Raw genomic sequence first — 12928 nt, 5'->3', positions numbered from 1 at the left:
ACTAAAGTGACTATTTAAATCTTAAACAAGGGTGTGTTTCACATGAAGACTGCAGTTTTCTTGGATCGGGATGGTGTAATTAATGAGGTGCTCACGGAGCGAGTTAAATTTGTGAACAAACCAGAGCAGCTATACTTTTTAAAAGGGGTACCTGAAGCTATTAAGAAATTGAACGCTTCCTTCGATCATATATTTGTCGTTACCAATCAAGGAGGAGTAGGATTGGGGTTTATGAAGGAATCCCAGCTGCAAAGAATCCATGACCATATGATTGCAGTTTTAAAAAAGGAAGGTGCTACTATTCATGAGGTTGTGTACTGTCCGCATAAGCCAAAGTCTGGTTGTGCATGTCGAAAGCCAAACAGTAAGTTAATAGTAGATCTGGGTAAAAAGTATAATGTGGATTTGTCCAAATCCTATATGGTAGGGGATACGGACACAGATATTATTGCTGGGAAAAAAGCCGGAACAAAAGGAGTTTTTCTAGGGAAAATTGACCCTATTGCGGATGCTGTATTTCCGGATCTTAAAAGCGCGGTAGAATGGATTTTACAGGATGCAAAAACAAGTTAAGGTATTTTATGTTACATCAAGCGTATAATTTGAAAAGGAGTAGGATTTTGCTAAAGACTCGTGAATATGAGATGATTTGAATATGCATGGATCCACGAATAATACCATATGTATGTGAAATACTATATGGATAAACAAATCATATAAGTTTTGTGTAAATGCAAGTTGTATTGGGTAGTGAATACTAGAAAGAATACGTGATATTAATAGGAGGAATTTGAAATGGAAGAAAAAATGGGTAGTATTGAAGTAGGAGAAATCCTAACGGTATTAGATGAAGAAGATCGCGAACAAGAGATCGAAGTAATCGGGCTTTTAACAATTGAAGAAAAAGAATATGCAGCAGTTGCATTTGCGGAGGATACGCAAGAAGAAACCGACGAAGACATGGATGTATTCTTTTTCCAAGTAGTTGAAGGTGAGGACTTAGCGGAAATCGAAACAGATGAAGAATTTGAAAAAGTATCTGCAGCATTTCTTGAAGCAGAAGAAGCAGTAGAAGACGAAGAATAGAAAAACTAGAAAAGAGAGGATAATCTCCTCTTTTTTTCAATTAGTAGTAGGATAGCTTTGGTAGGAGGTAAATGGAATGTTACAAAATGAAGGTAAACTAGATATTGGCAGTACATTTAAAGTGTTAGATGAAAATAACCAAGAACAAGAAATGAAAGTTGTAGGATATTTGACTGTAGAACAGATGGAATATGTTGCAGTCATTTTCCTAGAGGATATACAAGAAGATTCTGAAGAAGATATAGGTATTTTCTTTTTCCGGTTAGATGAAGACAAAAACTTTGTCATGATGGAAAGCGACGAAGAGTTCGAAAATGTATCGGCAGCATATATCAAGCTAGAGAAAAATAACTTTGCTAAAAAGAAAAAAAGATAAATACTTGTAACTTTAAAGCATGATACCTAACACAATAGGTATCATGTTTTTTTATATACATCTTCAGGCGGAGATAGAACCGTACCTAGGGGCTAATTTTAATATAGCTATAATAAGATAAAATGAATAATAATAGTAAAAGATAAAGGGGTAGAACTAGTGGATACGTATAGATGGAAAGTTGAAGAGGAACTATTTCTTTGGAAAAGGAAGATGACGAAACGAACGGGATTAATAGGTCGTACGTCTAAGAATGTACAAACAAAGGTTAACGGACTTATTCCTGAAAAGGTCCATCAAGTGATAACGGAAAGTATTAAGAATATGGTAAAGGTGACGCTTGTTGGGTCAAATATAAAAATGAAAAAAAGGCTGCCACTGGAACTTAACCTTCAGGAGCGAGATGAACTTTTACAGGAAAAACTTACTACGTTCCGAAAAACTGCTGTAGTAGAAGGAGCAGGGACAGGAGCAGGAGGCATACTCCTTGGACTCGCTGACTTCCCGCTACTATTATCAATTAAGATGAAGTTTCTCTTTGAAGCAGCGACGGTTTATGGATTCGACACGGATGAATACGAGGAAAGGTTATATATATTGCATATATTCCTTTTAGCTTTTTCTAGTGAGGAAAAAAGAAAAGAAACGCTAGAAATTATGGAGCACTGGGAGCAACAAAAGAGCTTAATTGGCGAGATTTCCAACAGGAATATCGGGATTATATTGATCTAGTGAAAATGCTCCAATTACTACCTGGAATAGGAGCGATGGTAGGAGCTGTTGCTAACTATAATTTGCTCGATCAACTTGGTGAAACAGCGATGAATTCATACCGACTTCGTTTATTGTCAAAAAATGGTCTTGAAATAACAAAGGGCATTGACTTTAATAATTAGATTCCATACCAAATTATTGGTATTTTCTCTATCTTGCAATCATAGACTTCAAAGACTGCAAAAGAAGGAGAGATTTTTTTATGAGTTTTAAATATGTTGGTATCATACTAGGCGCTTCTGCACTATCAATCGGACTTTTTTCAGCGAACGTCCATGCAACTACTACTTTGAAAGAACAACCCCCTGTACAAATTCAAGCAGCATCAACAGACAATGTTTTTACAAAAGAGGATTTGATCAAAAAGTTTCGAGGTCTATTTCCAAAGCAATTCGATTTCTTGAAGAGTTCCGATTTCCAGATGAACGGTGGTTATTATTTTCCTGGTGACGAGACAATGCGTTATGATCTATACTTCACAAAAACAATCGATGGAAAACAGTTATATGGCAATGTTTCGTTTGTTGGTAAAGATTTACAAATAGAAAACTTCTCTTATCAACCTGCAACTGTAACAGAAGCGCTTTTTCCAGCTAAAGTTTCTAAAGTGGAAGCGCAAAAGATAGCCGGAGATTTTATGAAAAAATATCTAGACGGCGGAGAATATCAATTAGAGACGGATTCTTATGGCTATTATCCAAATCAGGTATTAACGGAACCAATACGATATTCATTTTCCTACACTCGTTTGAAAAACAAAGTTTCTGTTACTGACCAACGAATTGAAGTTTCCGTTCTAGGAAACGGTGAAATTGTTGGCTTTTATAGAAATCCAGAAACTAACAAAGCATCCACTTTTGATGACGTGAAAAAAGTTAAAGCGAAAGATGGCGTATTAAAGAAGGTAAAAGAAAATATATATGTGGAAAAGCAATATCAAGTAGAAACAGATTACCAAACTGGTGAACGACATGTGCGACTCGTATATCAACCGTTACCAAATTTACTTGGTGTTCATGCTTCTTCTGGAAAATACTTAACTTCCAAAGGATACTCAGTAGATTTCCCTAAAAAATCAACCATTTCACTGCTTTCTTCCAAGCAGCTCCCAGCCAACTATAAGAATGGGATCACTATAGAAGAAGCAAAGAAAATGTCCGAGAAATTACTGAAAATAGATTTGAAAAATGTTAAGTTGAACATCGACTCTATCAGAGAAATGACTAATTATAACGGACAGGAAGTTATTAGTGTTCAATATATGTATAATTTTCCAAATGGCGGTACTGGAGCAAGTATAGAGATAGACAAACAAACAGGTGAAGTAATTCAGTACTATAATATGAAGAGTGAGATCTTAGCGCAGATGGGTGAGAAGCCAAGTGAAGCGAAGCCACTTTCCGAAAAACAAGCGCTTGAAAAAGCAGTGGAACATATGAAAAAGTGGATTCCATCTTACCTTCATAACTATGCAAAACCTACAGAAGTAGCATATATGGATGAAATGCAGGGTAGCTTTATGTTTAATTTCCCGAGAGTTGTAAATGGAGTTGTGGTTTCGGGTGATTCTATTAATGTCGGAGTGGCGAAGGATGGTTCACTAAATAATCTTTATGTTAATTATCAAGAGGTGAAGAGTTGGCCATCACCAGAAAAAGCAATATCAGAAAAAGAAGCGAAGGAAATAATAACTAAGGCATTGAGTTTAAGACTTAACTATATGAAATCCAATCAAAAAGAGGGAAATAACCACTATGACCTAGTCTACTCTCAATTATTTAATGAGAAATCTTTTAGTACTTTAGATGCTTTAACAGGTGAGTGGCAAGTGCTTAATGGAGAGAACAATACAACTGTTGTTTCCCATCCTTGGGCGCAAGAGGAACTAAATTATTTTATAAATGCAAAAATCCTTGATGTCAAAGATCCAAAACAGTTTGACGGAGATGCTGCTATTTCCAAGGGAGAAGCGCTAAAAGTAATGATGAAATCACTTACTTATATGTATGATGGCTATTATTATCCTGAGCAGGACAATCAGAAACAATCATTTGACAATATCGATCCTAAGCATCCACTATACCAGTCGGTCGAGCGTGCTGTGGATATGGGAATCCTAAAAGCCGATACAAAGAGTTTTGCGATAGATGAGCCGGTAAGTAAAGAACTGCTAGCAGTTTGGTATATTCGTGCATTAGGTCTCGAACAGGCTGCCAAAAATTCGACTATTTATAAACTTCCTTTTACAGATGCTGATAAAGTACAAAAGGAATTATTAGGTTATGTCGCACTCGCTAATTCATTAGAATTATTGGAGGCGGAAAAAGGAGTATTCAATCCTAAAAAAGAAGTAACCTATGCAGAACTAGTAGTTTCAACAATTCACCTTGCTCACAAGATTTCAGAAAAAGGAAGAACTTTTCTTTATTGATATTTAAGCAATTTAAACAGCTTTCAATTATTTAAATTTACGTTGCTTTTTGGATCTCTGGATGATATTATCGGATTATAAATACGCATATTGGTCACATGTTACTGAACTTTCAGGCATGGTGGTAAACTGTGAGGGAATAATACTATTATTCTTTTCCATTACCCCATGCCTTTTTATGTTCTTTTAGGTCTCATGGAGCAATATATTTTAATAAGACAATTTCCATAATATCTTTATACAAAGGAGTTCTACTAATGTTTGCTAAATTCATGAAAAAAAATAAAGTACAAGTATTCTCACCACTATCTGGTCAAGTGATTCCCCTAGAACAAGTTCCAGATCCAGTTTTCAGTCAAAAAATGATGGGTGAGGGAGTAGCAATTATGCCAACTGGAGGAGATGTAGTAGCGCCGATTGATGGGACAGTTGTATTAATCTCTAAAACAAAGCATGCGATCGGTATTCGGACAAAGGACGATACCGAAGTGCTAATTCACGTTGGTTTGGAAACAGTCACACTAAAGGGTGAAGGATTTACTGTATTTGTAAATGAAGGCGATGTAGTTTCTACAGGACAAAAACTAATGACAGTGGATTGGGATTTTATCAAAGATAAAGTGCCAAGCATTATTACACCAGTAGTAATTACGAATAGTGCAGAAAGAACTGTAGAATATACTGATGCGTCAGCAAGTGTAGCGGGTGACACATTGGTAATGTCTGTTTCTTCGAAGTAATTCAGGTTGGATAGTATGTGAAGGAGGCTGACTTTCCATTAAAATCACAAAGATACTTAATAATAACGCTGTGATTGTTCTACATGATGGACGCGAGAAAATAGCTATTGGCTCGGGTATAGCTTTTCAAAAGAAACGGAATGACATTATCATTGGGTCCAAAATTGAAAAGATTTTTGTTATGCAAGAAAATGATAAGCTAGTGCAGCTATTAAGTCGAATTCCAGAAGAACATTTTACTATTTCAGAAGAAATAATTACTTACGCCGAAGCGTATTTAAATACAAGATTAAATGAGCATATTCATATAGCTTTGACAGACCACATCTCATTTGCTATTGAAAGAGCAAAGGATGGCATTAATTTAAACAATAGACTGCTTCATGAGATTCGAGTTCTATATAGAGCAGAGTTTGAAATAGGTCTTTGGGCAATTCAGCATATAAATAAAACGTGTCAGGTAGAAATGCCTGTAGATGAAGCGGCTTACATAGCGCTTCATATTCACACGATGAAAATTCAAGGGGGGGATTTACATCAGACAATAAGACAAACTAATTTAATAAAGGGCATGGTTTTATCGATTAAAAAGTACTTGAATATTGAAATTGAGGAAGACGATATTTCCTATCATCGGTTAATCACCCATTTACGCTTTGCATTAACACGGTTAAATCAATCTGAGCTTCATATGATGGATGAGGAAATGTTAGTGATGATTCAAAAGAAATTCCCGGTTGGCTATAGTTGCGCAAGCCAAATAGCAAAAGAGCTTAAGGCGGACCATGGAATTGAGTTTCCCGAAGAAGAGTTAGGTTATATTGCACTGCATATTGAACGGTTAAGAAAGCAAGTTTCATAATTCGGCATTATTTTATACTATTATATTTTTATTAAAAATCAGTTAAAAGGAGATGAATAAATTATGATGAAGTTTTTACAAAATTTGGGGCGTTCGTTAATGCTTCCAGTAGCTGTTTTACCCGCAGCTGCAATATTAATGGGGATTGGATACTGGATTGACTCGGATGGTTGGGGATCAGGAAATGTATTTGCAGCCTTCATGATAAAAGCTGGTAGCTCGATTATTGATAATATTCCTATTCTGTTTGCAGTAGGAGTAGCGATAGGGATGTCCAAGGCGAAAGATGGGGCAGCCGCTTTAAGTGGATTAGTAGCTTTCTTAGTTGTAACTACGATGCTTTCAAGTGGGACTGTTGGTTTATTACAAGGAATCGATGTAGAGAGTGTTGATCCTGCATTTGGAAAGATTAATAATGCATTTATAGGTATTCTTTCTGGTCTTGTTGCTGCAACAATGTATAATCGCTTCAGTCACGTGAAATTACCTGATTTCTTAGCATTCTTTAGTGGAAAACGTTTAGTACCTATTATGTCCGCTGTTGCAATGTTAGTTGCTTCTGCAGCACTATTTTATATTTGGCCAATCGTTTTTGGTGGACTAGTTAACTTTGGTGAAGCAATTAGTAGTCTAGGAGCAGTAGGCGCTGGGCTTTATGGCTTCTTTAACAGACTATTAATACCTACAGGATTGCATCACGCATTAAATGCAGTGTTTTGGTTTGACACTGTTGGTATAAATGATATCAATAAGTTTTGGAGCAGTGAAGGCGTTAAGGGTGTAACTGGTATGTACCAAGCCGGATTCTTCCCGATTATGATGTTCGGATTACCAGCAGCAGCTCTTGCAATGTATCACACGGCTAAAACAAAAAGAAAAAAACAAGCAGCTTCTCTTATGCTTGCAGCTGGTTTTGCTTCATTCTTTACAGGTGTAACTGAGCCACTTGAATTTTCATTCATGTTCTTAGCTCCAGCACTTTATGTAGTTCATGCAGCTTTAACAGGGTTATCTTTATTCATCGCAGCATCCTTTAACTGGACAGCAGGCTTTGGATTTAGTGCAGGGTTAGTCGATTATCTTTTAAGTCTTCGAATTCCAATCGCTAATTTCCCGCTTATGCTATTGCTACAAGGGCTAGTATTTGCAGTTATTTACTATTTCTTATTCCGTTTCTTAATCTTGAAGTTTAACTTAAAAACTCCAGGTAGAGAAGACGATACAGATGAAAGTGAAGAAACTGTTGTAGTTTCATCTGATGATAAGTTTTCAAATATGGCAGCTAGAATCTATGATGGGCTAGGTGGGGATGCCAATGTTGCATCTGTAGAACACTGTACAACTCGTTTACGTGTAGAAGTATTAGATATGGATAAAGTCGATCAAAAGAAAATTAAAGATACTGGTGTTCCAGGTATTAATATAGTTGGTCCGAAAAATATTCAAGTTATTGTTGGAACAAGCGTACAATTTGTTGCAGACGAAATTGAGAAAATACGTAAAAAGTAGATAATTGAAAAGCTGTTTAATTTGGGTGTCCATATTAAACGGCTTTTCTTTATGGTGATGCAGATTCTATTTATCATTTTGGGATTATTAATCTATACTGTTATTAAGCAAACTGCGGAGGTGTAGTAATGAGTAAAACAATTCTAATATCGAACGTGACTATTGTAAATTATGATCGTGAAATTACAGGGGATCTATTTATCCGAAATGGTAAGGTAGAGAAAATTGGACAAGCTTTACAAGTGGAGGCAGATATCTTTTTAGATGGAACTGCAAAGAATTGGATAGTTATGCCAGGTTTTATCGATATGCATATTCATGGGTCAGCTGGTTTTGACATGATGGATGCTACAGAAGAAGCGCTTAGAGGAATGTCTCGTTCATTAGTAAAAGAAGGTACGACTAGCTATTTGCCAACTACTATCACTCAACGGGTGGATGCGATTGAAGCAGCGCTTGAAAATGTAAATGGCTTTGTAAATAATGCAGATGAAGCAGAGGTTTTAGGGATTCATGTAGAGGGACCATATATTTCTACAAAATGGGCTGGAGCACAGCCAATTGAACATATTAGCGAGCCCTCTATTGAACAGTTTCTAAAGTGGCAACAACTTAGTGGAAATCGCATTAAACAAGTGACCGTTGCTCCCGAAATAGTGGGTGGTTTTGAATTTGTACAAGCCATGAGTGAGGAAGGCATTATCTCTTCAATCGGACATTCAGATGCTAGTTCAGATGAAGTTGAAAAGGCAGTACAATTAGGAGCTAAGCAGGCTACCCATTTATATAACCAAATGCGTCCATTCCATCATCGTGATACAGGTGTAGTCGGATCAGTTCTGCTAGACGATCATATGAAAGTGGAAATCATTGTTGATTATATACATAGTCATATGAAGGCAGTGAATTTAGCATACCGTTTGAAGGGTGCTGAAGGAATTATTTTAATAACAGATGCTATGCGTGCTAAAGGATTAGAGTATGGGGAATACGATCTTGGTGGACAGACTGTTTATGTCACAGAAAAAGGTGCACATCTGTCTAGTGGCGCATTAGCGGGAAGTATACTGACAATGGACCAGGCTGTTCGTAATATGAAGCAAACGACGGGTTGTTCCTTGCAAGAACTGGTATCGATGTCCTCTACTAATGCAGCGAAACAATTGAAATTATCCCATAAAGGGTATATTGATGAAGGCTTTGACGCAGATTTGGTTATATTGGATTTGGAATTGAATGTACAAAAAACAATCTGTCGAGGAAATATAGTATTTGAAAGTTAATGAAAATAGAGGTGATCAAATGCAGTCCTATTGGAAGGAAATAAATAGTTTACTGGAGCAGGTTGCAGAACTGGAAAAAGAAAATATAGATAATACTTCTAAGCTAATTGGTGACCGTATTAAAAAGGGGGGAATAGTGCAATTATTTGGTTGTGGACATTCCCATCTTTTAGCTCAGGAAGCATATTACCGTGCAGGAGGGTTAGTACCGGTTGCTCCGATTACCATAGAGCCTTTAATGTTACACAAAGGTGCGTTGACTTCTTCACAGAACGAGAAAGATCCTACGTTCATCGAGCGTAATAATGACCACATAAGCTTCCAACCGAATGATATTCTAATTGTTATTTCTACTTCTGGTCGCAATCCAGCTCCAATAGATATGGCTTTCTCAGGGAAAAAGGCGGGTATTTTAGTTATCTCTCTTCAGTCTTTAAATTATAAAGATCAAGAAGGTCGACACGCGAGCGGGAAGCGCCTAGAAGATGTAGTGGATATCGTTTTAAATACACATATACCTGTTGGTGATGGACTTCTGAGTAACAAGGGATTGCAATATGGTCCATCTTCTACGGTTGTTGGGGCTGCTCTTCTTAATGCACTTATCTCGCAAATTATCGAGGAGATAAGTAAGGAATCTGATCAAATACCGGTGTTTAAAAGTGCAAATATCTCAGATAGCCAATTGCATAATGAAGAGATGATGGAAAAGTATAAAAGTCGAATAGATTTTAACTAAAGTATTATTAGTGCTTGTTTGCTCTCGATTTGCATCAAATGACCAAATTGAATATAATGATAATTTTACTAACGTAAAAATTTAGCAATTAGTGAGTATGCGCAATTCAGAAAAAGGTGGTTTTCAGTATGGCATTAGATTTAGAAGTATGGGAAGACAATGATGCTCTATATAGTCGGGCACAAGAAATATTTTCAACACAGATAAAGAATGGTGCAACTACATTTGGATTAGCAACGGGCGGGACGATGATTCCACTTTATGAAAAGTTGCGAAGTAGCGCGTTGGATTTCTCTCACTGTAATAGTGTAAATCTAGACGAGTATGTGGGAGTTCCTCAAGGACATCCAGCAAGCTACCATACGTTTATGCAACAACATCTCTTTGATGCAAAACCATTTAAAGCTACATATATTCCTAATGGTGTAGCTGAAGATGTACATGCAGAAGCATTAAAATATGAAAACGTGTTAAAATCACTAACTGTCGATATGCAATTATTAGGTGTCGGAGTGAATGGGCATATAGGTTTCAATGAACCAGGTACATCCTTTCAAAGTGAAACAGATGTGGTTGAGCTAACAGCTTCCACTAGATCTGCAAATGCTAGATTTTTTGACTCGCTTGATGAAGTTCCAAAGCAAGCCATTACGATGGGCATTGCTTCTATAATGAGAGCGAAATGCATTCTTTTAATTGCAGTAGGAGAAGAGAAAAGAACTGCGATTGAAGCGTTATTAAAAGGAGATGTAACGGAGGATATTCCGGTTACACGGCTTTGTAATCATCCCAATGTTATTGTGTTAACTGATTTGCAAATATAATAACGACTAAAAATAGCATAGTTACAAGTAGCGTTCGAAGAGTCCATTTTCGAACGCTTTTTTGTATGTATGAAGAAGCAGTGTTTATTGTAAATACATAATGAGAAATAGAAAGAAGGAATTTTCGGATAATTGCAGAAGTAGGTATAGATGAGTTTGTTTATAAGGAGGGAATTACTATGGAACGAAATACTTCACTAGACTATGCCCAAAAATTAGATGAGCAAGATACTTTAAGGATGTATCGACACGAATTTTATATCCAACCAAATACCATTTATATGGATGGAAATTCCCTTGGGTTACTCTCTAAGCGAGCAGAAAATTCAGTATTAACCCTACTAGATTCTTGGAAAGAATATGGAATAGATGGCTGGACAAAAGGGCAGTATCCTTGGTTTTATTTCCCTGAGTTATTAAGTGAGATGTGTGCTCCACTAGTAGGAGCCTCAAAGGACGAAGTAATTATAACGGGCTCTACAACGGCAAACTTGCATCAGTTGGTTGCTAGTTTTTATCGACCCGAGGGAAAGCGTACGAAAATAGTTGTGGATGAACTAAATTTCCCATCTGATATATATGCTATTAGTAGTCAGCTGTCCTTGCATGGATTGGATGCTAAAGACCATATGATAATGGTGAAAAGTCGAGATGGCTATACGTTAGAGGAAGAAGATATTATTAATGCGTTGACCGATGATGTGGCTCTAATAGTACTACCTAGTGTGCTATATCGAAGTGGTCAAGTATTAGACATCCAATTGCTCACGGAAGCGGCGCATAAGCGCAATATTATTATTGGTTTTGATTTGTGTCATTCAATAGGATCTGTACCACATGAGTTAGATAAATGGGATGTAGATTTTGCTTTTTGGTGTGACTACAAGCATCTGAATGGTGGACCTGGCGCAACAGGTGGCTTATATGTGAACCGTAAGCATTTCGGAAGAAAGCCTGGATTAGCAGGGTGGTTTGGGTCAGATAAAGAGAAGCAATTTGATATGTCTACCCAAATGGTACCAGCAGTTGATGCTGGTGCGTATCAGATCGGGACTCCTCATATACTAAGTAGTGCACCATTATTAGGTTCGCTAGAGATGTTCCAAGAGGTTGGAATGGAAGCGATTCGTGAAAAATCATTAAGGCTTACCGATTATCTGATGATGTTAATTGATTTGGAGTTGGGTGAGTATAATTTTGTCGTTTCTAATCCGCGTGAATCAGAAAAGCGTGGGGGTCATATCTTTTTAGTGCATGAAGAGGCGGCACGTATATGTAAAGCGTTAAAAGAGCATCAAGTCATTCCCGATTTTCGTTCACCTAATGGTATTCGCCTGGCACCAGTTGCATTGTATAACTCGTTTGAAGACGTTTGGAATACTGTGCAGATGTTAAAAAGGATTATGGAGGAAGAGCTGTATAGAAAATATGAAAACAAACGTGATGTCGTTGCTTAATAAGGAGGGATGATATGCAAGATGAAAAGAAGGAAAGTGGCATTCATACAGATTTTAGCAATGATATGACGTATGGAGAATATTTGCAACTGGATAATTTATTGTCTAGTCAGAACAGATTATCTGGACATCATGATGAAATGCTGTTCATCATTATCCATCAAGTTAGTGAACTTTGGATGAAGCTTATCCTACATGAATTGACTAGTGCCATTCATGCTATTCAGGCTGATAAGATGCAATCTGCCTTTAAAATGCTAGCAAGAGTGACGAAAATTCAAACACAAATTATTCAAGCTTGGGATGTTCTTTCTACATTAACACCGGCAGAGTATCTAGAATTTCGAGATAAGTTAGGCAAGGCTTCTGGATTTCAATCTTTTCAATACCGACAAATCGAATTTGCTCTTGGCCATAAGTCCAAACATATATTAAAGATTTACGAGCAGGATGAAGAATTGCATAGAGAATTAGAAACTGCTTTTCTTGCACCGAGTATTTATGATGTTTCGATTCAAGCATTAGCTAGAGCGGGGTTTCCGATAGCTCCTTCATTATTGAATCGAGATTATTCCATTTCGTATGTGGGAGATGAATCAGTAGCCAATGCATGGAAGGAAGTTTATCAAAACGTCGATCAACACTGGAATTTATATCAACTAGCAGAAAAGCTAATAGACGTGGAAGACTGGCTTCAACAGTGGCGCTTTCGTCATATGAAAACGGTTGAAAGAATAATAGGATTTAAGAAAGGCACTGGGGGATCTTCCGGTGTGAATTATTTACGACATGTGTTAGATCATCGTTTTTTCCCGGAACTTTGGGATTTACGCACTAATTTATAGGG

The 12928-nt window shown here is 37.0% G+C and carries 12 protein-coding genes and 1 pseudogene; all 13 read left to right on the top strand.

Annotated elements, in window-relative coordinates; all coding sequences use genetic code 11:
• Window positions 1-42: 42 nt before the first annotated feature.
• The 13 genes and pseudogenes from MKX53_RS15275 (at window position 43) to kynA (ending at window position 12926) form a co-directional block, all read left to right on the top strand.
• Entirely contained in the window at window positions 43-573 is a 531-nt protein-coding gene (locus MKX53_RS15275; RefSeq protein ID WP_340912326.1) for a D-glycero-alpha-D-manno-heptose-1,7-bisphosphate 7-phosphatase, read from the top strand.
• 234 nt (window positions 574-807) lie between these two features.
• Window positions 808-1086 carry a DUF1292 domain-containing protein gene (locus MKX53_RS15270; protein WP_093538360.1) on the top strand — a complete coding sequence of 93 codons (279 nt, stop codon included), beginning with the start codon at window positions 808-810 and terminating at the stop codon, window positions 1084-1086.
• Between the two features lie 76 nt (window positions 1087-1162).
• Window positions 1163-1462, top strand: a complete 300-nt coding sequence (locus MKX53_RS15265) for a DUF1292 domain-containing protein (RefSeq protein ID WP_093538312.1) — start codon at window positions 1163-1165, stop codon at window positions 1460-1462.
• Window positions 1463-1621: 159 nt separating this feature from the next.
• Window positions 1622-2358, top strand: a pseudogene (locus tag MKX53_RS15260) (EcsC family protein).
• Between the two features lie 80 nt (window positions 2359-2438).
• Entirely contained in the window at window positions 2439-4667 is a 2229-nt protein-coding gene (locus MKX53_RS15255; protein ID WP_340912325.1) for a YcdB/YcdC domain-containing protein, read from the top strand.
• Between the two features lie 257 nt (window positions 4668-4924).
• Window positions 4925-5407, top strand: coding sequence for a PTS sugar transporter subunit IIA (locus tag MKX53_RS15250; protein ID WP_093538315.1), 483 nt, complete (start codon window positions 4925-4927; stop codon window positions 5405-5407).
• 37 nt (window positions 5408-5444) lie between these two features.
• Window positions 5445-6269, top strand: a complete 825-nt coding sequence (locus MKX53_RS15245) for a PRD domain-containing protein (RefSeq protein ID WP_093538316.1) — start codon at window positions 5445-5447, stop codon at window positions 6267-6269.
• A gap of 63 nt (window positions 6270-6332) precedes the next feature.
• A complete protein-coding gene (nagE, locus tag MKX53_RS15240) occupies window positions 6333-7778 on the top strand; it encodes an N-acetylglucosamine-specific PTS transporter subunit IIBC (protein ID WP_340912322.1) in 1446 nt (481 codons plus the stop codon).
• Between the two features lie 128 nt (window positions 7779-7906).
• Complete coding sequence (nagA, locus tag MKX53_RS15235; protein WP_340912318.1) at window positions 7907-9061, top strand: N-acetylglucosamine-6-phosphate deacetylase; 1155 nt, start codon at window positions 7907-7909, stop codon at window positions 9059-9061.
• On the top strand, window positions 9051-9800 hold the full coding sequence (locus MKX53_RS15230) for an SIS domain-containing protein (protein ID WP_340912317.1): 750 nt from the start codon (window positions 9051-9053) through the stop codon (window positions 9798-9800). Before nagA ends, MKX53_RS15230 begins: the two co-directional genes overlap by 11 nt.
• A 128-nt stretch (window positions 9801-9928) precedes the next feature.
• The gene (locus MKX53_RS15225; protein ID WP_340912314.1) at window positions 9929-10624 is read left to right on the top strand and encodes a glucosamine-6-phosphate deaminase; all 696 of its coding nucleotides are present in this window, start codon (window positions 9929-9931) and stop codon (window positions 10622-10624) included.
• Between the two features lie 179 nt (window positions 10625-10803).
• Window positions 10804-12081, top strand: a complete 1278-nt coding sequence (gene kynU / locus MKX53_RS15220) for a kynureninase (protein ID WP_340912311.1) — start codon at window positions 10804-10806, stop codon at window positions 12079-12081.
• 14 nt (window positions 12082-12095) lie between these two features.
• Complete coding sequence (gene kynA, locus MKX53_RS15215; RefSeq protein WP_340912309.1) at window positions 12096-12926, top strand: tryptophan 2,3-dioxygenase; 831 nt, start codon at window positions 12096-12098, stop codon at window positions 12924-12926.
• The last annotated feature ends 2 nt before the right edge of the window (window positions 12927-12928 follow it).

The sequence above is a fragment of the Psychrobacillus sp. FSL K6-4615 genome (assembly GCF_038008225.1).
Lineage (GTDB): Bacteria > Bacillota > Bacilli > Bacillales_A > Planococcaceae > Psychrobacillus > Psychrobacillus psychrotolerans.
The sequence above is the reverse complement of the archived record's forward strand: the minus strand, read 5'-3'. Positions and strand labels throughout refer to the sequence as shown.